The organism is Siminovitchia fordii DSM 16014 = CIP 108821 (assembly GCF_000374565.1).
Classification (GTDB): domain Bacteria; phylum Bacillota; class Bacilli; order Bacillales; family Bacillaceae_C; genus Siminovitchia; species Siminovitchia fordii.
Map to the genome: position 1 here is coordinate 115,259 of NZ_KB894688.1, position 21,316 is coordinate 136,574.

Genomic DNA, 21,316 nt, shown 5'->3' on the forward strand with positions numbered 1-21,316 from the left:
CCTATCTTTATTTATTAGGGAAAATCTCTTTTTTACATATTGTTTTTTACATTTTTTTCCACTAATAATTTTTTTGCCAACATCAGGGCACCTACTATCCCTGAATCATCACCAAGGCCAGGTGGAACAACATAATTTTCCAGAGGTGGCAATGTGAGGAAACCTTTTGACAACCGCTCCATTTCACGATGGATACGTGGAAGTATATGCGGCTGCTTCATAACTCCGCCGCCCACGATCATTTTCTGGGGAGATAGAATGAATACATATTGCAACAAAGCCTGTGCCAAATAATGAGCTTCCATTTCCCAAGCGGGGTGACTTTCCGACAACCGAGCCCCTTCTTTGCCCCACCGTTTTGCGATTGCCGGGCCAGCCGCCAGACCTTCCAAGCAATCCAGATGATAAGGGCAAATACCTTCAAATTCATCTTGGGGATGCCTGCGAAGTAAAATATGTCCCATTTCCGGGTGTGAAAGTCCATGAAGTACCTTTCCATCAACAACAGCACCGGCGCCGATTCCTGTTCCAACGGTCATGTACAAACAACTGCCAAGCCCTTTTCCGGCACCAAATAGAAATTCACCCCAAACAGCTGCATTGACATCCGTATCGAATGCGATCGGTACATTTACGGCCTTTCTCATCGTTTCGATAAACGGGAAGTTGACCCAACCGGGTTTCGGGGTTGATGTAATATATCCATATGTATCGCTTTGATCATTCAAATCAAGCGGACCGAATGAACCAATTCCAAGAGCATCTATTTGGTATTTTCGGAAAAAATCAATCACCTGTGGAATCGTCTTTTCGGGAAATTCCGTTAATATTTGTATGCGCTCAATCATTTCCCCAGCTTCGGTTCCCACAGAGCAGACAAACTTGGTTCCTCCGGCTTCAATCGCTCCCAACATGTAACATTCACTTCTTTCAAGAGGTCATTTACCTTTCATTCTATCATCATATTTCTCTATTATGAACATACACCTAGTTATGATAAAGACGATTTGGGGGGACGGCTATGGAAATCCGAGTACGTTCAGGAGATACGCTTGGTTACTACAGCCAGTTATTTCATTTACATTTAATTTTGATTCTTGATTCCAACGCGCATCTTACCAATACAAACGCCCTTGAAGTTGGGCAGCCGATCCATATTCCAGGTTATCAAAAGGAGACTTATACGATTAGGCCCGGTGATACCTTTTGGAAAATTTCCCGAAGGCGAAATATAGACGTTGGCGCCCTTCTGATGTTAAATCAGGACATGAATCCGAATAAACTGTCTATTGGACAGAAAATTAATGTGCCAGTAAAAGTCATGTCAAGGGTGATCAATGGCAATGAAACGTACGATGTCCAGAAAATGACGCGCGACATGAAAAGACTGCTCACCATTTACCCATTTATGAAAAGGCGGGAAGCTGGAAAAAGCGTACTCGGACACCCCCTATATGAATTACAAATCGGAAGGCCGGGAAGGAAAGTGCAGATCAATGCCTCTTTCCATGCCAATGAATGGATTACCACACCAATTTTCATGCGTTTTTTAAATGATTACATGCTTGCTCTTACAAACGGATGGAGTATCAAAGGGACACCCGCATTAACCATGTATACGGCGAGCCGGCTGTCTGCCATCCCCATGGTGAATCCTGACGGTGTCAACCTTGTCCTAAACGGTCCTCCGCCTGAAAGGGAAGCCGAGCTTGTCCGGCTGAATAAGGGGAGCCGGGACTTTTCGGGTTGGAAGGCGAATATTCGCGGGGTTGATTTGAATAAGCAATTCCCTGCCAACTGGGAGATAGAAAAAGAAAGGAAGCCAAAGGAGCCCGGCCCCCGTGACTTTCCGGGCTATACACCGATTTCCGAGCCAGAAACTAAAATCATGGCAAAGTTAGCCAAAACAGAAAAATATGACCGGCTCCTTGCCCTTCACACGCAAGGCCAGGAAATTTATTGGGGATATGAAGGCCTGGAACCGCCCGAATCTTATATACTTGCAAGAGACTTTGCCAGACTAAGCGGTTATGAAGCTGTTCGCTATATTGACAGCTATACCGGCTATAAGGACTGGTTCATCCAGGATTTCAGAAAGCCCGGCTTTACCGTTGAACTGGGTAAAGGTCAAAATCCGCTTCCACTCTCCCAATTTGAAAACATTTACTCCCAAATGCTAGGGCTTTTTGTAAGGTCGCTGGTTTAAAACTCTGATCAATCCTAAAGCGATGAGAGCACCCAGTGAGTCCAATCCTACATCCAATGCAGAAGCCGTCCTGTCCGGAACGAACGATTGGTGAATTTCATCCGTTGCCGCATACACGGTTGTAATGAACCAGGCCAGCAGAAACTTCCTTTTTTCAAAGCTATTGAAAATTAGTACCGCCAACAGGCCGAAAGCCCCCAGATGTACCAGCTTGCGGAATACAACATTTACAAGGGCAGCTTGATCGGGAGATAGTAACAGCAGCTTTTCTATTAAAAATTGCGTGTTCCCGCCTGTTGAAGATGGAGAATGTGTGGCGATAAAAATAGCCGCAGCCCATGCAATTGCTGCGATCATCCATATGTGACGTCTTCTCATGATTATTACCTCTTTTTGCTAAATGAGTAAAGGCGGGACAATTTGCACATGCAGTCCCGCCTAACAATGTTATTTAGTATATATTTTTGTAAAACACTTTATTTTACATCCACTCCAGTGCCTATTGACTAGCAGACCACACGTCTTAACACTCCAGTCTGAACGAAAACAGGCACTCACTAATTAGACTTTAAATATTCAGATGTTCTTTCAGAACACCTTGGACTCTTTCCCTCTCCTCTTGGGGAACAAGGTAGTACCAGATACCATCAATCTTGGAGCCTTGTCCTTCAATTTGATATTGATCAATTTTATGACGCGCTCCCTTATAATTCTTTTGAATGTCCATCATTTCATCTAAAGAGAGATTTGTTTCAACATTTTTTCCTAATGCATCCAGGACATCGTCATATTTCCAGATCGCCGAGATGTTGGCACCTTTGTTGATCACACCTTGGATGACTTGGCGCTGGCGCATCTGGCGGCCGAAATCTCCTCGGGGATCATCGTAACGCATCCGAGCGTACGCCAAAGCATCACTACCATTCAGGGAAATTTGCCCTTCCGGGAAGTGTTTTTTACCGACGGAAAAATCGATATCATTTTTCACATCAACACCACCAACCGCATCTACTATTTCCTTGAAGCCTTCCATATTCATCTTAATATAGTAATCGATAGGTATATCAAGGAATTTTTCCACCGTATTCATAGACATTTCAACGCCGCCAAATGCATAAGCGTGGTTAATCTTATCATCGATGCCTTTGCCCACTATTTCGACTCTTGTGTCCCTTGGAATGCTGAGCATATCAATCGATTCTTTCTTCGGATTGACAGTCATCACTATGATGGAATCAGAACGGCCACGGTCGCCTGAGCGTTCATCCACTCCAAGCATTAGCACAGAAAAAGGCTCTTTTTTACTGAGAGACAAATTTGCCGGCCTGGCAACTTCCGGAGTTCGTTCAAGCGGGCTATGGATGTTTTTGGCAGTTTTATTAATATTATGATAGATCGAGAAACCAAATCCGGCTACCGCAACAACGAGTAACAGTATAATAAAAAGTACAATTCTTAGAGCTCTTGATTTCTTTTTCGGTTTATATCGTGCCATAAATTTTTCCCCTCTTAATGGTTCGTTTTTATAAAATAAATCTATTTATCTGCCATCATTAATTATAAATGACAATTCCCACAAATCAATAACAATTCCAAGCAGGTTGATTCACTTTGTCATTTCTCTATGCTACTATATCATGTACAGTAGACGCAATAGGGAGACGAGTACATGATTAGAGTATTATTTGTCTGTTTGGGTAATATCTGCCGTTCGCCAATGGCGGAAGCCATTATGAGGGACTTGGTTGAGAAGGAAGGCTTGAGCGAGAAAATTTCGGTTGATTCCGCAGGAACAGGTTCGTGGCACATCGGTGAGCCTCCCCATCAAGGCACGCTGAAAAAGCTGGCGGAATATAACATCAGTACCAAGGGCCTTATTGCCAGGCAATTTTCAAAAAAAGATTTCGATGAATATGACTACATAGTGGGGATGGACGAATCCAACATCCGAAATATTTCCAGGATGACAGGGCTGCCTGCCGACCCCAAAGTCATCCGCCTCCTAGACTTGACGGATGCAAAAAAGGATGTACCAGATCCTTATTACACAGGGGATTTTCAGGAAACGTACGATTTGGTAAGCGAAGGCTGCAAGATTTTATTGGAAAAAATAAAAAAAGAAATGTAGCATGGGGAATTTCAAGATCATCCACGAAGGTCCTCTTTTACAGGGTCTGTGGGACAAACGGGAACTGGATTTTCCCCAAAAAGAAAGAGAGCGGGCCCTGGCCCGCTCTCTTGTACTATCCGTGTTACAATCTATTGTTTCTATTTTCCTTGGAATAGGAATTGTAATTTTCCCCCTGTATTTCAGCTCTTCTTTCTTCCAATTTTTCGTCAAGTTTGCTCCTGCTATCGATATTGGGGTCCCCCTGCGAGTTCATTTCACTGTCATTTGCAAGTAATTTATTCTCGCCTGGCTGCCCTTCATTCATCCTGGCATCAAGGGTAGAGGCTCCTCCAAAATCAGACTCCTCATTAATATTACTGTTATTCTCATTCATCCGGGAGTCAAGATTAGGTGTATTCGCGTTATTACCGGCTATATTATTATCATCTCGATACTTCGCATACACTTTCTCGGCGCTGGAAATGTCAGCCTCTTCACGGCGCACCGTCTCTTTTATGGTTTCGGTATCTTCCACTTTCTTTTTCCCGACAATAAGTTCTTCATTTACAACCGGCTTTTTCGTGACTTCCACTTGTTCTTCCCTAAGTGGAATACGGATACTTTCCCCGTCTTCCTCAAATGCTGCGGAAGCTTCATCCACCGCTTTTGTTTCATCAATCGGACGGCGTTCAATATACACCTCTTCACGGCTCACCGGAATATCAATGGATTGTTCTTCTTCCACAACATTTTTACGGACTCTGACTTCGCCCCTCTCTACCTGCTCCTTATCAACTTTCAGCTTTTCCTCATGCAGTTTCAAGCGGGCTTCCTCGTCCGTGTTGATTTCGCCAGACTGAGAACCTGTGTCCATCTCGCTGTGAGGTACAATGTTTGCTTCAGTATGAATTTCAGCATCGACATTACGTACATTCACCGGATCGTCATCCATACGATCTATAGTAGAGTCGTACATGCGGCCGTAATCCTTGTCCACATAAAGTAAAATACCGCCATTATCTATTTCATTGTAGTAATCATCCATTTCAGGACCATCAAGTCCCGCGTGGTGCAATGCCTCCCTCACTGGCTCTTCACCTGTGATAAATCCTACAAAGCGGTCAAACCAGTTGCCGCCTGTAGATTTTATATCAATATTCGTTCTGCCGCGTACCATTGAAATATTATCCTCATCTTTTGCAACTGCATATATATCACTTGCATCATAACCTTGCTTTTCCAATTCCTCAACCTTCCGGATGGCTTCTTCTTCAGAGTGAAAAATTCCGATGATTTTTTTATCCATTAGTGTTTTCCTCCTTAGGTTGGCTTTAGTGATTCGTTTCAATATATACCCGGCTTTTGGAGAGGAAAACACGATTATTATAAAAAGAAAAAGGCCGGATAATTCTGCACTTGTCAAACATCCTTTAATCGGAATGGAGTTTCTCACTTGTATCCTTCTTCGGGCTGTTTATAAGTATAGATACAGGATATGCCTCTATTTTTTCAGAATCAAAAGCCCTTTACCTTTTCCATATTATCTTTCCCTAAATAGATAGTTTATGTTGGCTTAAATCAGGAAAAACAATAAAAAACGCGCATAAAAAGGAGCGTTGGCCATGAATATATTGATTGCGGGAGCCACCGAGAATTTGGGCAGGTGTTTAGTCGATTATTTAGCCCAACATTCGGAACATGACATTTATGCTCTGATGCATGAAGAAGAATCTAAACAGACCATGGGATCTTTCAACCATGATAGAATCACCATCACGACTGCAGCTGTAGAGGAACTGTGTTCTTTACTGAAAGAAATAGACGTCGTCATTTATGCAGGTGGGTGTGATGTGAAAACGAATGACGTAAAAATGAATGACTCCGTTCTTCGGGATACAAAGGCGATGATCAATGCTTCGCGTAATGATGTCAAACGTTTTATCCTTCTAAGCGCAATGGGGGCAGATGACCCGCAGGGCCCCATAGAAGATTATTTATATAAAAAGAGGAAAGCGGAGGATTATTTAAAAAATACCGGGATGGAGTTTTCGATTATAAGAACCGGCGAGCTTTCGTCCGAAAAACCGTCCGGAAAAGTGAAGCTCAAGGAAAACATCAATTGGATTGAAGATCCGATCATTTCATGTATGGATGTTGCCAAAGTAATTGCAGCCTCCCTTGACTCGGACCATATTACAAATAAGACAGTTGAACTGATATCGGGGGACACTTCAGTGGAAGATGCCATCGAAAATATATAAGGCGGGTTAAGCCTTCTAAACTAGGCTACCCGCCTTTTTTCATCCCAATTTTATTTCTTTCCTTGCACGCCCTGACCGGATAAGCCACAAATGGACAAAAAACTCAACAAACGTCAGCAGCAGAGCAGTGACAACCGCTCCCATGAGTGTAACTTGAGCTGTAAAAAAGAAATAACTTAAAATATAAATGATCAATGTAGAAGCGACAAAGTCCGTGATCGTACTGAACCAAAACGTGCCCTTCGACAATAATGCCCATTCAAGCAAATGCCCCGCGACTGCCAATGTGACACCAATAACAATAGGCTGGTAAACGTGGGAGAAATTTACGTTCGTCAGCATACCCCCTGCGAAAGTCAAAACAATAGGGCAAATGATCAGTTTCATAATGAGATTCAACATTAAAAAAGGCCTCCTTTATTGAAAAGGATGCCAAGACTTCTTCATTTTTATTCCTTTTGTCATTCTTTCTTGAGTGTTACCGCAATAATCTCAGGCCGGTTAAAAATCCTATATGGAATGATGCTGTTACCAAGTCCCCTGCTGACAACCATTGTCGTCATGCCTTTCGTATGGACTCCCGCCGTATATTTTGGGAACCACCCCTGACCAGGAGCCATAAGTCCGCCGAGTCCCGGTATCCGCACTTGTCCGCCATGGGCATGTCCCGTAAAAATCAGGTCGACATCCCGGTCCACATAAACATCAAACACTTCAGGCCGGTGGGAAAGCATCAGGCAATAATTCTGCTCTGATATCCCATTCAAAGCATGATCTATAAATTCCGCGGTCGTTTCTTCATCAGGCTTGACCGGATCCATCAGCGGATCTTTAACTCCTGCAATCACAATTTGTTCCCCGTTCCTCTCAAGGATGTTCGTTTCATTGTTCAAAACCTTAACTCCCAACGATTGAAGGCCCCGTGTGATTTCGTCGACACGGTTTACAGAAATTTCGTGGTTGCCAGTGACATAGTACACGTCCGCAAAATCGACCAATTTTCTTACAATATTGAGGCTTTTTTCAAGATCATACCTGTTGCTGTCAATAAGGTCCCCTGTGATAAAAATCAAATCCGGATTCAGCTCTTTTACCTTCTCAGCCAATTTGAATTGTTCCTTGCCGAATTCCGCATCATGCAAATCAGATAATTGAACAATGACCAGTCCGTCAAAGGGTTTCGGAATCCGGTCAGATACTATTTCATGTGAAGATACTTGAAGCCAATGATTATTTACATAAAAAAATATCCAAATAAGGGCAATAACAAGAACAAGTCTAAATAATTTATTTTTCATCTTTGAAGTACGGATTTACTATTTTCATAGAATTTCATTCCTTTCGTTCCATTGCATATTGTATCATTTTTCATGGACAAAAACGCCTTTACAAGATTTTTATGTTTACGGAGTACCGTTTCATTACAAAAAAAATATCAGCCAATAATTGACTGATATTTTCATTAAGGCTGCTGAACTTTTTTATTGTAATATTCGACACTGTATTGTGCGCCTTCTCCAACCATTTTGGCATCCTCAATATCATAGGGATCAGGACGGCCGGCTTTTTCTAACATTTCCGGTTTTTCGTAACCTCCCCAATGACCTAGAGTTTTTTCCTTTACTTTTTTTATCATATCCATCATTTTGTCACGGTTTTGCTTCGTAGATAAAAGAGCTCCTGCCAAACCAAATCCAACAAGTAAATAGGGCACTTTTCCGGTTTTCCCCACAAGAGGTTCCTCCTTTATTCCTTTCCCTATATTTACCCGAGTCATAAGAGATAAAACACTTTTAACTCATTTTTATACCCGTGTTCTTCGCGGCGCTAATCAGTTCTTTAATGTCATCCAGCTTTCCATCTGCAAGGGACTGGACAATTTTGCTTCCGACTATGACGCCGTCGCAGTGCTTACCAAGCTCTTGCACCTGTCCCGGCGTAGAAACGCCGAATCCCGCCAATACAGGAGCAGAAGACAAAGCTTTCAACTCTTCCAAATACCCTGCAACGCCTTCTTCATATTCAGACCTGGCGCCCGTCGTACCTTTTACTGTCACCGCATATAGAAATCCTTCCGTCCGTTTGGCAATTTGCTCCAATCTGCTTCTCGGACTTGTCGGAGCGGCTAGCCGGATTAAAGCAATGTCATGCTTGGATAACGCCGGAACGGCCATATCCTCCTCCTCGAGCGGAAGATCCGGAATAATAACGCCGTCTACACCCGCTGCATTACACTCTTCAGCAAATCGCTCAACTCCATAGACAAAAATCAGATTGAAGTAAGTCATCAGAACAATTGGTATGGAGCGAGAGTCTCTGGACCCTTTCAATGTATCCAGTACGGCTTCCAATGTTGTTCCGTTGGCCAATGCCCTGATTCCCGCTTCCTGTATCGTCGGGCCGTCTGCGACAGGATCTGAAAATGGAATTCCCAGTTCAACGACCGTCGCTCCGCTATTTTCTAAAAATGAAATTTGATCAGCTAATTTTTCAAGACCTCCGTCGCCTGCCATAATATAAGGGACAAAAGCTTTGCTTCCCTGATCCAAAACTCCCCGGATCACCTCATCGATCTTTTTCTTACCCATTCAATCCACCTCCCAACGCTGCTCTAACAGTTTCAACATCCTTGTCCCCTCTTCCGGACAAACAAATGACCAATGCTTCTTCCTGCCCCATACCTTTGGCCAATTTAATGGCATAAGCTACAGCATGCGAGCTTTCCAAGGCCGGAATAATTCCTTCCGTCTTCGATAAAAGCTGAAAAGCTTCAAGTGCTTCCTTGTCTGTTGCAGACGTATATGTTACCCTGCCGGAGTCTTTTAAATAGGCATGTTCCGGACCTACCCCAGGATAGTCCAATCCTGCCGAAATGGAATGTGCGCCCTGAATCTGCCCGGCTTCATCTTGAAGCAAATATGTCAAAGTTCCGTGTAAAACGCCGGCTTTTCCGTCCGTCAGCGTTGCTGAATGCTTTCCTGTTTCAATTCCGGATCCAGCCGCTTCCACCCCATAGATCTTCACTTCTTTTTCTTCTACAAACGGATAGAACATCCCCATCGCATTGCTCCCGCCGCCGACACAGGCGACAACTGCATCTGGAAGCTTCCCTTCTTGTTCCAGTATCTGCTTTTTCGTTTCTTTCCCGATCACACTTTGAAAATCGCGGACAATTTGCGGGAACGGATGAGGACCTACGACTGATCCCAAAATGTAATGAGTATCCTCCACATTTGCGACCCAATAGCGCAGTGCCTCGTTAACGGCATCTTTCAATGTTCCATTTCCTTGGGAGACACTTCTGACCTCAGCACCAAGCAGCTCCATACGGAACACATTTAACTGCTGGCGCCTGATATCTTCTTCTCCCATGAACACGATGCATTCCAAACCGAGCAATGCACAGACAGTCGCCGTGGCCACTCCGTGCTGTCCAGCACCTGTTTCCGCAACAACTTTCTTTTTGCCCATGCGAAGCGTCAGCAACGCTTGCCCGATCGTATTGTTAATCTTATGGGCTCCAGTGTGGTTCAAATCTTCGCGTTTCAAATATATTTTTGCCCCGCCGATCCGGTCCGTTAAGTTTTCCGCAAAATATAACGGCGTCTCCCTGCCAATATATTGTTTTAAATAGTAATCCATCTGCTCGGCGAATTCCGGATCGACAACCGCCTTATTATATTCCTTTTCCAATTCCAATACTGCTGTCATTAACGTTTCTGGAACGAAACGTCCTCCAAACTGGCCATACCGGCCTTTTTCATCTGGTATCACATTGGTAGCCATAGCCTTTCCTCTCCCTTGTTAAGCTTGTTTTGCCGTTCTGATAAAATCGATTATTTTCCTATGATCTTTCTCCCCGTCCGTTTCAACACCACTTGACACGTCAACTGCAACAGGCTGAACCTGTCTGATCGCTTCCGCCACATTGGCTTGATTGAGCCCACCTGCCAAAATCATTTTTTCCCTTGGAAGGTCTTGCTCCTGCAGAAGGCTCCAATCAAATGGCTTTCCGCTTCCTCCTCTGTAGCGTATCCCCGGACTGTCCACCAGGTAAAAATCACATTCGTATTCAGACAACTTTTTCATGTCTGCCAATTCTTTGACCGAAAAGGCCTTGATTACTGGAAATGAAAGCTTTTTACAAAATTTAGGGGGTTCATCTCCGTGAAGCTGGATGTAATCAAGTCCAGCCGTTTCTGAGATCCGATGAATATTGTCAATTGTTTCATTGACAAATACTCCAACTGAAGATACGTGATTCGGCAGCTGAGCTATGATTTCTTGTGCAGTTGAAAGGGGGATCCTTCTCGAACTTTCGGCAAAAACGAATCCGAGCATGTCAGCCCCCGCTTCACATGCCGTCCGAGCTGCCTCCACGGTTGTGATACCGCATATTTTCACTTTCACTCACCGCACCGCCTTGTGCAGGGGAATACGGATATCATTCATCGTTGCTTCAATATTCGCCGACCGCATGAGGGTTTCCCCGACCAGCACCGCTTTGGCTCCTACACCTTCTGCAAATGCCACGTCTTCCCGCGTACGGATTCCGCTTTCGCTGACAATAGCAATATTTTCATCCTTTATTAAAGCGGCCACCCGCTCAGTCGTCGCAAGATCGACGTTGAAAGTCTTCAGGTCGCGATTATTGATTCCTATGATGTCCGCCCCGATCCGAAGAGCCGTCTCCGCTTCTTTTTCATTGTGGACTTCAAACAACACATCAAGCCCAAGCGACTTTGCATAGCCGTACAAATCCCTGAGTTGCTCCTCTTTTAGTGCTGCTGCAATCAGTAAAATGATACTCGCCCCATGATCGACCGCCGTATCGATTTGAATGCGGTCGATCATGAAGTCCTTACAAAGCAGCGGCAATTCGGGAATAGCTGAAGCAACCGAAGACAAATCCGCCATCGACCCGTTGAAAAACTGCCGGTCAGTCAATACTGAAATCGCCGTGGCTCCAGCCTTTTCGTATTGCTTTGCTTGTGCAACTGGATCCACTTTTTGATTGATCTCTCCTTTGGATGGCGAAGCGCGCTTTACTTCCGCAATCACACTCATCGTGTCAGATTTTTGGATACTGTCATATAATGACCTTCTTTTCACCGGCTTTTGCTGTTTGAACGCGTAAATAGCTTTCAGATCTTTTACCTCGATCTCCTTTTGTGCAATGATCCGATCCAATATAGTCATGTTAAACCACTCCCCGTTCTAAACGATTGCTTTTTTTTATTAAAAATTCCAATTTTGACAAAGCTGCCCCCGAATCGATGCTCTCTTTCGCGTATTGAATCCCTTCCTGGATCGTGTCTGCCTTGCCGTTTGCGAATATTCCCACACCTGCGTTAAGCAAAACCGTATCACGGAATGGACCGTTATCTCCGTTCAATATACTCATCATGATGCGGGCATTTCTTTCAGCATCTCCACCCGCGATTTCTTCCAGTGAATAAGTTGGAAGTCCAGCTTCCTCAGGAGTCAAGGTAACGGAATGGAGCCCTCCTTCATCCAAAATAACCAGATGATTTTCTCCCGCCAGCGACAATTCATCCATATGGCCTGCTCCGTTTACAACGACGGCTCGTTTTCTACCAAGTCTTTGCAGAACACTTCCCATCAGCTGCAATTTATCACGGCGGTAAATTCCCATCAATTGAGTGTCGAGTTCAATCGGATTCGTCAATGGCCCGATCAAATTGAAAATAGTCGGAACCCGTAAATCTTTTCTCACTTTCATGACTTGCTTCATCCCCGGATGAACATATGGTGCGAATAAAAAGGCGATATTATTTTCTTCAAGCAGCTCTTCCGTCTGCTCTGGTGTGCACTCCAGAGACACTCCCAATTGCTCTAATACATCTGCGCTGCCTGTTTGGCTGGAGACACTTCTGTTTCCATGTTTCGCAATTTTGATACCGGCACCTGCAATGACAAACGCGGACGCAGTACTGATATTGAAGCTTTTTGAACCATCGCCGCCTGTACCACAGTTATCCATGACGCTTCCCCGAACCGATTTAATAGGGACTGACTTTTCACGTATGGCTTGAACCAACCCCGCAATTTCATCAGCCGTTTCCCCTTTTAACGCAAGGAGTCCCAGCAATGCGCCCGCTTCACTGTCCGAAGCTTCCCCCGTAAAAAGAAACTCGGCTGCTTCCTTCATTTCTTCTATGCTCAAATTTTCACCGGCCATCAGTTTTTGCAATTGAAGTTTCATTATGAATAAACCCCTTTCGATTTTATTCTTTTAAAACAAAAAAGCCCTCTATAAACACACAAAAGTGCATTTATAGAGGGCGATACAGTCGCGGTGCCACCTCTTATTGAAGATCATTATCTATCTCCATCTCATTCGGGTACAGCGACGTATTTTCGCGCGATACCCTATCCCTGTAACGGAGGAAACCGTCTATCCCTACTTGATTCGGGAAAACTCTCATGAGCCCATTCCACAAGGTAGTACGTGCCGGATTCCCACCATCACCGGCTCTCTGTTCCGTAACCTGCCAAGTGTACTCTTCTCATTCATCGATTTTGATTTATGTTATTTTCAGGTTGTGTCTCGCTTATCTATGTTGCGTCTAACTTCATCGTGCAGGGGTTTGAGCCACTGAAGCACAGGTTGTCGCAATGGCCTGCTCCCATTGAATAGCAATTTTGGCTAGCGCGCTCCAAGGCAACTCATTAGGGGAATGATATTACCTTTTCGAAGAGCTGTATGAAGTTTGAACAGGGTATGAAAGCAGCCGCTTTCTTATGATAAGTCAAAGGCACTCCAATCTGTACGTCCATATACAAGAGCTTACGCTTTTTTAAAAATGCAAAAAGGGCCCCTCATCCAAAGGACGAGGGAACCCGTGGTACCACCTTTATTAGCCAAATACGGCTCACTTTGCCAGCAGCAAGCGCATGCGCTTATTGCCCGTCTCTTTTAACGTCGAGACTCACGTCATAACCTACTGTCCGCGTTCAGCAAAGTTCGGTCTGAAGGCTCGGAAGCCCATTCACTGTTTACACACACCAGTTCACACCAACCACTGGCTCTCTTGAGTGTTGAAAAACAGCTACTCTTCTTCGTCACAGCCGTCAATATCAGTTAATATTTTGATTATTTATGATGATAACTTGTTGATTAATGGAAGTCAAGAACTTTTTGCATTCAATTTATAATTCCGAGGTCTGGATATCTTCCTGCTTCGGATACCTCACACGTCCGATGATTCCTGTTACAATAAGCACTACAAGAACCGGAGCAAGCCAACCAAGACCCTCAGCATACATCGGGAGATTGTTCTTGTAAAAATCAATCACCGGTGACAGCCAACCAAAATAAGTTATCTCAAACAAATCGCAGAATGTTTTTAAACCATCGACAATACTAACAAGGAAAGTGACAGCTATCACTGATACATATACCAGCCTGGCATGGTTAAACAGCGGCGACAAGAAAGTGAGAAGCATCAATACTATTGCCAGCGGATACAAGAACATTAACACTGGAATGGAATAATTGATAATGTTCGCCAATCCGAAATTTGCAATGGTGAATGACAACAGAGAAAAGAATAGGACAAACACTTTATAGCTGATTTTTGGAAAAAGTGTATTGAAATATTCCCCGCATGCCGTAATCAGCCCGATGCTCGTTGTCAGGCATGCCAAGATGATGATTGCCGCAAGCATGACAGCTCCAAACGTACCGAAATAATACGACGATGCACTGCTCAAAACAGGGCCGCCAGTATCAAACAGGCCGAACTTTTCAGTGCTTGTGGCACCTAAATAAGCAATTCCCACATAAATGATACTTAGAAAAATAGTCGCAACAATACCTGACTTCATCGTTGCCGACAGAATAGCTTTTTTAGAGGTGATACCCATCCCCCTTATTGCATTGATAACGATGATGCCGAAAACGAGCGACGCAAGAGCATCCATCGTATTGTAGCCTTCGGTGAACCCTTTCATGAACGCACCGCTGCTATAGGCATCCAGAGGCGCTTCGAATGATCCCATTGGTTTGACAATGACTGTAATAAGTAAAACGGCAAGAAGAACAATGATTCCCGGTGACAGGATTTTTCCGACACGGTCTACAATTTTTGATGGGTTCAAAGAAAGCCAGACAGTGATGCCGAAAAATACAAGGGTAAAAATGAATAACCCTGTTTTTGCAAAATCATCGCCTACAAACGGAGCAATACCGATATCATAAGCTACTGCACCTGTACGTGGAGTAGCAAAAAAAGGGCCAATTGTCAGATAAAGAAGCGATGTAAAAATGACTGCATATACCGGATGGACACGGCTCGCCAATTCCTGAAGATTGCGGCTTCCCGAAAATCCCATAGCCAAGATTCCAAGGAAAGGCAGACCTGTCCCTGTAATTAGAAACCCTATAACGGCTGGCCAAAGATTGGTTCCAGCGTTTTGACCGAGTGAAGCGGGGAAAATGAGGTTCCCTGCGCCGAAAAACAAAGCGAATAGCATCACACCAATGACAAAGTATGATGAAAATGAAAGTTTTTCCTTCATAATATTTTATTCCCTCCAAGATGTAAGAAAAGTAAGAAAATATGTCGAAAAATAAATATTTTAATAGACTTTACTATAGTAACTCTTTTACGGAAGGTATGCAACGAACGGAATATTTTTCAAGATTCATTATTTGACAATAAGTTTTACCATGGATCAAATTAGTCGTAATTTAAGATATATAAATGAATCACTCTTTCATAAGGACGCTCAAAATGGATTAAAACTTATTTTAAAATCAATTCTCCTGATGAAGGCAGAAAATCGATACAGGAAAATTAAACAGGATAGGACCATTATCGAATCAATTCACTGCTTTGGAGGTACCCTATCACAAGCATCGGGTGTTTACGGTTCAGCAAGGGAAAAGAGATGTTAGAAAAGCCTACCGAGGCAGATGGGGATCCAAGATTGTTGACAGAAGAGGAAAGAGCATTCCATCTGAATTCCATAACAACACAACAAAAACTGACCGCTATTGGTCAGCTTTTCTTAAGTTTATTCATCTTTTAAATCTCGCGGACCATATGAAGAATGTTTATCATCCTCGAGCTCTTCCCGTTTTTCTATCAATTCATCAGAAATATCGTCGACTGGCATAACAAGTTGGTCTCGCTGGGCCTGCTTGACTTTATTTTTATAAAAAGCTTTGTCTTTGTCATTACGTTCCTCCAAAGCTTTTGCCCTGTCTATTTTATTTTTTGCCGGTTTAGATTCCATATTCGATCCCTCCACTCTCTTTATTCTTCTTTTTCCGTTTTGAGGGATGTTAAACCAAATTTAACTTATAGAAGTCGACGGTGTTTTTATAAAATGTTTGATAGACCTCTTCCTGCCTGTAATTTTTAATTGAAGCAATAGCGGCAACTGTATCATGTATCATGCCAGGATGTGTCATTTTTTGGGAAAACTGACCTTTAAAACGCCACGGCCCGTCCGTTTCCACCATCATTTGTTCAAGTGGGTATTGCTTGACCAACTCCTGAATTTCCTGTTCGTAAATGACATCAGGTGTGATGGAAATGAACCAGCCGTTCTCAATCATTCGCCGTACTGTCTTTGAATCACCTTTAAACCAATGAAAATGCGCTTTTTCCACCCCATGCTTCTCCATTAATTCACAGGCAATCGGTGCGTCATCATATACCGCGTGTAAAATGACCGGCTTGTTCCAATTCTTGGCCCTTAAGATGAATTGGTCAAGCAATTCGATATAACCCTCAATGGCAAAATTGTCCCCTTTTTCGGATCGCAAATAATAAGGGAGTCCGACTTCTCCAACGGCAACCATCTGTTCCTTGTGTTTTTCCATCCAAGAAAACAAGTCCTGAATCTCTGAATCAGAGGGCAATTTCTGTTCCGGATGAAAACCGAATGCCGGATGAACCTGGCAATATTTTTCTGCCAACAGCAAGTTGCGCAGACACGATTCCAGATGATAGGAAACCGAGATTACATCTGTACATCCAGCGGAATCAAGTCCTGCAAGGATTGCGTCCACTTCATTCGGACTGTATAAGTCCAAATGAATGTGGGAATCAATGATTTCTTTCATCCTGCTCACCTTCCCCCACACCGTTTATAATCCATTTGCTGACTTCCTGCTTCAAATCTAAGAACTGACTTGAAAAAAACAGGTCCTTTTTCCGCGGCCTGCCAAAAGGGATTTTGAATTCCTTGATCACAGTCGCTGGTTTCGTTGACAGGATTGCAATTCGGTCAGATAGAAATAAAGCTTCTTCGATATTATGTGTCACGAAGAGAATCGTCTTTTTATACTTCATCCAAATAGATTGAAGCCATTCCTGCATATCCTGTCTCGTAAAGTCATCCAGGGCAGAAAACGGCTCATCGAGCAAAATAAGAGATTGAGGGCTTAATAACGCTCTGACAAAAGCTGCCCGCTGTTTCATGCCGCCCGATAAAGCATCCGGCAATTCATTTTCATAGCCGGCCAGACCGGCTTTTTCAATCATATCCAACGCCCGCTCTTTATCTGTTTTTCCAGTCAACTCCTGTCCCAAAAGGACATTTTGTAAGATGGTCCGCCACGGAAAAAGTGAGTGCTGCTGCGGCATATAGCTGATATGCCCGCGCTCCCCCGTAATTTCCTGTCCATCCAACTGAACGCTGCCTTCCGCGGGGGTCAGAAGTCCTCCAATAATGTGAAAAAGAGTACTTTTTCCGCTTCCGGAAGGACCAAGAATTGTGACGAATTCTCCTTCCTCAACTGTAAGCTGTATGTTCTTCAATATTTCTTTTCCTGCGAAGTTTTTAGACAGATGCCCAATTTCCAGGTGACTCATCTATTCAACCTTCTTTCTTCTCCATTTGACCACTTTGGCTTCAGCGATTGTAATGATGGCAAAAAACAGCAGACTCAAAATCATGATGATAAAAATCGCTACGAATACCCGGTCCGTCCTGAAAGATGAAGAGGCCAGCGTCATGTATACGCCGATTCCACTTTTTGCTCCAAGCCATTCAGAAATCACTGCTCCCATCACACTGTAGGTCGCTGAAATCTTTAAACCTGAGAAAACAGAGGTAAGGGCGTAAGGCCATTCCAGTTTTGAAAACAGTTGAAATTTGGAAGCTCCTGCCATAAGCATGTAATGCTTCATATCAGCCGGAACATTTCGGAACCCGTCCATCGCTGCCACTGTCACCGGAAAAAAGCAGACAAGCGTAATGACGATGATTTTTGGAAGAAGGCCGAAGCCGAACCAAATGACCAAAAGCGGAGCCAACACAATGATCGGGACGTTTTGCGACAATATCAAAAGCGGATAAACCGATTCTTGGACACCCGGCAGCAAATGCAAAATGACTGCAGTAACCAGGCCGACAGTACAGCCTATCACAAAACCACCGGCCGCAAGTGCAATAGTCGACTTCAAATGAGGCAGCAAGCCCTCAACACCTGCCGCTGCTTCCACAATGATGGAGGACGGTGCTGGGAGAAGCCATTCGGGAATATCAAGCATTTTTACCGCCAATTCCCATATACATAATAAAAGGAGGAGGACCGCTGCCGGCCTCCATCCTTTTTTTGCGATCCAACCCATTATTCGTATTTCTCCGTCAATTGGCTCATTGTAATACCTTCCGGCTGATATAATATTTTCACTTGGGAAATAACATTGCTGCTCCCTATTTCAACCATACGGTCATTCATTTTCCTGATGACCTCCATCAATTCGGAAAACTCGCCTTCCATCGTCGTCTCCAATGGATGCACTTCATGCTTGACACCTGCATCCTGTATCACTTTAATCGCTTCATCCACATATGGAATGACACTTTCGCCATTTTTTGTTTTTGGTATGATTTGTATGCTGATTAGTGCATTGGCCATTTTGCAGCCCCTCCTATTCGGGTAAAAATTCGTTCGTGAATGCTTTGTCTACATCCATTTCTTTTTCAAGCAATTTTTTATCTAGCATCCAGTCCATATAATTTTGCCACACCTCAGCTTTTTGCTCTCCCCAGCGCGGAGCATCATCCTGATAGCGCGGCGATAACCATTCCTGGCTTTTTTTCACAAGGTCAGCGTCCAGATCAGGGACGGCTTTGATTAAAATATCAGCGGCTTCTCCCGGCTGATCAATAGCAAATTCGTATCCTTTCGTTACAGCAGCCATGAAGGCTTTGACAGTTTCCGGATCTTTTTCAATCATTTTTTCACTCGTAGAGATGACAGGGGTGTAATAATCAAGCTTGTCCGAGTAGTCTGTCAAGTAGACCATATTGATTTTTTCGCCACGAAGCTCCGCCTCCACTCCGGTCCACGCATAATAGATCCAGGCGAAATCAATGTCTCTTTTTACGGCTGTAAAAAAGTCGGAATCACCCATGTTCACGATGTCGACCTTCTCAACATCAGCCCCTTCAGTCTCCATCAAGGATGTCAGAACCGCTTTTTCCAGCGGAGCCCCCCATCCTCCATATGTTTTTCCTTCGAAGTCCTTTGGCGACTTGATATTTTTTTCAGATGGTGAGGCGAAACCTGATGTGTTATGTTGAATGACCGCTCCAATAGAGACAATCGGCACATCCTGAACACGCGCTTCCGTTATGCTCTCCTGGTAACTGATTCCGAATTGAGATTTACCAGAAGCCACAAGCTGGTCAGCGCCGGCTTCCCCTGGAAGAATGATTTCCACATCCAATCCTTCATCTTTAAAAAAACCTTTCTCCTGTGCAACATACAATCCTGTATGGTTCGTGTTCGGTGACCAATCCAGAACAACAGACACCTTTTCAAGATTATTCTCTTTTTCTGCGGATTCGCCCTTTTCATCGGCTTGTCCACCGCACCCCGCCACCAATAATAATAGGCAAGAAATACTCGCCAACCATTTTTTCATTGAAACCCCTCCCTGATGTCATATAACCAATGCCGAAATAAGAACATAAGCGTAAGGGATTGATCTTTACGAAGCTGAAGCTGAACAGATCAATAACACGATATCTGAATCATCCACAACATGGTACTCTATCATTCCCTAAAACCATGAGAAAAGGCGCCTGGGGAAAAATGAACCCCCGGCGCCAAGGCATACAAATTTGACGTTCCCTTCGCTGGTATTAACCAGATCAGGTTCAAAGGGTCAGCATTTTCCCGAATGCTTTCTCAACCGGCATCACCGGTTCCCCTACTTAATCAATATTCTATCGCTTCCCTATTATAGCAGATAACAAAGAAAACTGCTCCCAAAAAAGGAGCAGCTTTCCTAATCTTGTTATGAATAATCAAATTGGTGGTAAAATAGGTGGTGACTGCGGAGTGATTCCGCCTCCGATGATCGGAGCAATGTAAAATACCCAAGCAATACTTGCAGTTACAAACAGTTTTTTCATTTTTCATCACCTTTCTGCTATTTTTTTATAATAATATAGTGCTTTATCCGTATTTCTAGTTGAATAAAATTTAGCCAAGGATAGAGCATATTTATTATAATCCTCTATAAAAAAGAATTTTTCCAGATATGGGAGTACATCGCTTTCAAGAAACTCCATAGCTTTTTCCTTTTGATCTTTTAACAAATATCGATAATAGCGAAATATCAATTCCTGCTTTTTCATGGAATTAATTTTGGTCTCTCTCAATATCTTGGAAATGTTACTTAGCGCTTCCTCTTTCTTTCCTTGAGAAATAAGTAATTCAGTGTAACTACACAAACTCATCAAATATTCCTTTTTTGTATGGGCATGCTCCATTGATAAGATAAAGTACTGGGCAGCCTTTTCAACCTCACAGATTTTTTCAAGCAACAGAGCATAATTATTATACATAGCAGAAAGTAACTCTTCTGCATTAATTAAATTCATATTTCTAAAGATGAAACGATATTGTTCGTCGGCATTTTCATACAAACCAAGATCAGTGTATGCAACTCCCAATAAAAATTGAGTATGCAGTATACGCAGGTAATTAAATGATCTGGAGAACCCTTCAAGAGCCTTGCTTCCATATGCAATACAGCTACTGCTATCTTCTAAGCTAGCATAATTATGTGCAATAAAATAGTATAGCTCCGCCTTCCAAACTGATGGCAGCAAGTCGTTGGCTTCAATCTTCAACAGTATGTCCAATGACGGCTTATAATTACCTTTGAACATAAGAAGTATCGCATTCAAATATTCGTAGATTTCTTTCTCCTGCGCCGCAAGTGAATTGACAATGTACCTGATGGTCTCCTGTTCCTTCTCGGCACTCTCAAAGTCGTTGATTAGCAAAAAGTATCGATATAGGTATAGATGATAACTTCCTATGTAATTGGAGAAAGTAATGTATTCCCGCTGTTCTTCCACACGATGATAGCACTCTTCCGCACGCTTCTTATCGTAAGAAAGGACGGCATCCAATAAATCAGAGAGGTCGGCAGCAATTGATTCAGAAGCTTTTTGAATCGAGTCTAACGAAATGTCCAAACGTTCGAGTAGGAGCAGGATAGTTTCCTGGTTCACTTCTTTGTTGTAATTCTCAAACTTGCTCAAATGTGTAACTGAACATATCCCGTTACACAGCTCGGCTTGTGTCATATTTCGTAACTGGCGATGATATTTGATCATTGCGCCGATATTCATTTTCTCCAAATTCATCTTTTCATCCTCTAGTCATGCTACTTGTATAGATAAATAGTAGCACAATTTGGATAATAAATCTATTTTTTCATGAACTTGTAATCT

At 43.3% G+C, this 21,316-nt stretch carries 23 protein-coding genes, 1 riboswitch and 2 other annotated features; of the genes, 3 read left to right on the plus strand and 20 right to left on the minus strand.

Features of this window, described 5'->3' with window-relative positions:
• Positions 1–32: 32 nt before the first annotated feature.
• On the minus strand, positions 33–914 hold the full coding sequence (locus C509_RS0107940; protein WP_018706387.1) for an ROK family protein: 882 nt from the start codon (positions 912–914) through the stop codon (positions 33–35).
• Positions 915–1,021: 107 nt separating this feature from the next.
• On the opposite strand from C509_RS0107940, the gene C509_RS0107945 reads away from it, so the two are divergent.
• Positions 1,022–2,206, plus strand: a complete 1,185-nt coding sequence (locus C509_RS0107945) for a M14 family metallopeptidase (protein ID WP_018706388.1) — start codon at positions 1,022–1,024, stop codon at positions 2,204–2,206.
• On the opposite strand, the gene C509_RS0107950 is transcribed toward C509_RS0107945, so the two are convergent.
• Positions 2,177–2,584 (minus strand): VanZ family protein, encoded by a 408-nt coding sequence (locus tag C509_RS0107950; RefSeq protein ID WP_018706389.1) that lies wholly within the window; start codon positions 2,582–2,584, stop codon positions 2,177–2,179. The two genes, C509_RS0107945 and C509_RS0107950, sit on opposite strands and share 30 nt — an antisense overlap.
• Positions 2,585–2,774: 190 nt before the next feature.
• Positions 2,775–3,701 (minus strand): polyisoprenyl-teichoic acid--peptidoglycan teichoic acid transferase TagU, encoded by a 927-nt coding sequence (tagU, locus tag C509_RS0107955; protein WP_018706390.1) that lies wholly within the window; start codon positions 3,699–3,701, stop codon positions 2,775–2,777.
• 174 nt (positions 3,702–3,875) lie between these two features.
• On the opposite strand from tagU, the gene C509_RS0107960 reads away from it, so the two are divergent.
• Positions 3,876–4,334: a low molecular weight protein-tyrosine-phosphatase gene (locus tag C509_RS0107960; protein WP_018706391.1), complete on the plus strand. Its 459-nt coding sequence runs from the start codon at positions 3,876–3,878 to the stop codon at positions 4,332–4,334.
• Between the two features lie 124 nt (positions 4,335–4,458).
• Here C509_RS0107960 and C509_RS23645 read toward each other — a convergent pair whose 3' ends face one another.
• On the minus strand, positions 4,459–5,622 hold the full coding sequence (locus tag C509_RS23645) for a YsnF/AvaK domain-containing protein (RefSeq protein WP_018706392.1): 1,164 nt from the start codon (positions 5,620–5,622) through the stop codon (positions 4,459–4,461).
• Between the two features lie 316 nt (positions 5,623–5,938).
• Between C509_RS23645 and C509_RS0107975 the strand changes: the two genes are divergently transcribed.
• Positions 5,939–6,577 (plus strand): NAD(P)H-binding protein, encoded by a 639-nt coding sequence (locus C509_RS0107975; RefSeq protein WP_018706394.1) that lies wholly within the window; start codon positions 5,939–5,941, stop codon positions 6,575–6,577.
• Positions 6,578–6,616: 39 nt separating this feature from the next.
• On the opposite strand, the gene C509_RS0107980 is transcribed toward C509_RS0107975, so the two are convergent.
• The 16 genes from C509_RS0107980 to C509_RS0108065 form a co-directional block, all read right to left on the minus strand.
• Positions 6,617–6,979, minus strand: a complete 363-nt coding sequence (locus C509_RS0107980; protein WP_018706395.1) for a DUF2512 family protein — start codon at positions 6,977–6,979, stop codon at positions 6,617–6,619.
• Positions 6,980–7,038: 59 nt separating this feature from the next.
• Complete coding sequence (locus C509_RS0107985) at positions 7,039–7,875, minus strand: metallophosphoesterase (RefSeq protein ID WP_018706396.1); 837 nt, start codon at positions 7,873–7,875, stop codon at positions 7,039–7,041.
• 164 nt (positions 7,876–8,039) lie between these two features.
• Complete coding sequence (locus C509_RS0107990; RefSeq protein ID WP_018706397.1) at positions 8,040–8,309, minus strand: hypothetical protein; 270 nt, start codon at positions 8,307–8,309, stop codon at positions 8,040–8,042.
• 61 nt (positions 8,310–8,370) lie between these two features.
• Positions 8,371–9,165 carry a tryptophan synthase subunit alpha gene (trpA, locus tag C509_RS0107995; protein ID WP_018706398.1) on the minus strand — a complete coding sequence of 265 codons (795 nt, stop codon included), beginning with the start codon at positions 9,163–9,165 and terminating at the stop codon, positions 8,371–8,373.
• Complete coding sequence (trpB, locus tag C509_RS0108000) at positions 9,158–10,363, minus strand: tryptophan synthase subunit beta (RefSeq protein ID WP_018706399.1); 1,206 nt, start codon at positions 10,361–10,363, stop codon at positions 9,158–9,160. Before trpB ends, trpA begins: the two co-directional genes overlap by 8 nt.
• 18 nt (positions 10,364–10,381) lie before the next feature.
• Complete coding sequence (locus C509_RS26985; protein ID WP_018706400.1) at positions 10,382–10,987, minus strand: phosphoribosylanthranilate isomerase; 606 nt, start codon at positions 10,985–10,987, stop codon at positions 10,382–10,384.
• Complete coding sequence (gene trpC / locus C509_RS26990) at positions 10,988–11,776, minus strand: indole-3-glycerol phosphate synthase TrpC (RefSeq protein WP_018706401.1); 789 nt, start codon at positions 11,774–11,776, stop codon at positions 10,988–10,990.
• A 1-nt stretch (position 11,777) separates the two neighbouring features.
• Positions 11,778–12,803 carry an anthranilate phosphoribosyltransferase gene (trpD, locus tag C509_RS0108015; protein ID WP_018706402.1) on the minus strand — a complete coding sequence of 342 codons (1,026 nt, stop codon included), beginning with the start codon at positions 12,801–12,803 and terminating at the stop codon, positions 11,778–11,780.
• Positions 12,804–12,875: 72 nt separating this feature from the next.
• Positions 12,876–13,124: a binding site (T-box leader), on the minus strand.
• Between the two features lie 300 nt (positions 13,125–13,424).
• Positions 13,425–13,676, minus strand: a binding site (T-box leader).
• Positions 13,677–13,750: 74 nt separating this feature from the next.
• A complete protein-coding gene (gene brnQ / locus C509_RS0108020) occupies positions 13,751–15,121 on the minus strand; it encodes a branched-chain amino acid transport system II carrier protein (RefSeq protein ID WP_018706403.1) in 1,371 nt (456 codons plus the stop codon).
• A gap of 498 nt (positions 15,122–15,619) precedes the next feature.
• Positions 15,620–15,841: a hypothetical protein gene (locus C509_RS23650; protein ID WP_018706405.1), complete on the minus strand. Its 222-nt coding sequence runs from the start codon at positions 15,839–15,841 to the stop codon at positions 15,620–15,622.
• 49 nt (positions 15,842–15,890) lie between these two features.
• The gene (locus C509_RS0108035) at positions 15,891–16,676 is read right to left on the minus strand and encodes a TatD family hydrolase (RefSeq protein WP_018706406.1); all 786 of its coding nucleotides are present in this window, start codon (positions 16,674–16,676) and stop codon (positions 15,891–15,893) included.
• A complete protein-coding gene (locus C509_RS0108040) occupies positions 16,660–17,427 on the minus strand; it encodes an ABC transporter ATP-binding protein (RefSeq protein ID WP_018706407.1) in 768 nt (255 codons plus the stop codon). Before C509_RS0108040 ends, C509_RS0108035 begins: the two co-directional genes overlap by 17 nt.
• Positions 17,428–18,189, minus strand: coding sequence for an ABC transporter permease (locus C509_RS0108045; RefSeq protein ID WP_018706408.1), 762 nt, complete (start codon positions 18,187–18,189; stop codon positions 17,428–17,430). It abuts the gene before it with no gap.
• Complete coding sequence (locus C509_RS0108050) at positions 18,189–18,479, minus strand: MTH1187 family thiamine-binding protein (RefSeq protein ID WP_018706409.1); 291 nt, start codon at positions 18,477–18,479, stop codon at positions 18,189–18,191. The genes C509_RS0108045 and C509_RS0108050 overlap by 1 nt, the downstream gene beginning before the upstream one ends.
• A gap of 13 nt (positions 18,480–18,492) precedes the next feature.
• Entirely contained in the window at positions 18,493–19,491 is a 999-nt protein-coding gene (locus C509_RS0108055; protein ID WP_018706410.1) for an ABC transporter substrate-binding protein, read from the minus strand.
• Positions 19,492–19,680: 189 nt separating this feature from the next.
• Positions 19,681–19,791: riboswitch (TPP riboswitch) on the minus strand.
• 199 nt (positions 19,792–19,990) lie between these two features.
• Positions 19,991–21,229: a helix-turn-helix domain-containing protein gene (locus tag C509_RS0108065; protein ID WP_018706412.1), complete on the minus strand. Its 1,239-nt coding sequence runs from the start codon at positions 21,227–21,229 to the stop codon at positions 19,991–19,993.
• Between the last annotated feature and the right edge of the window lie 87 nt (positions 21,230–21,316).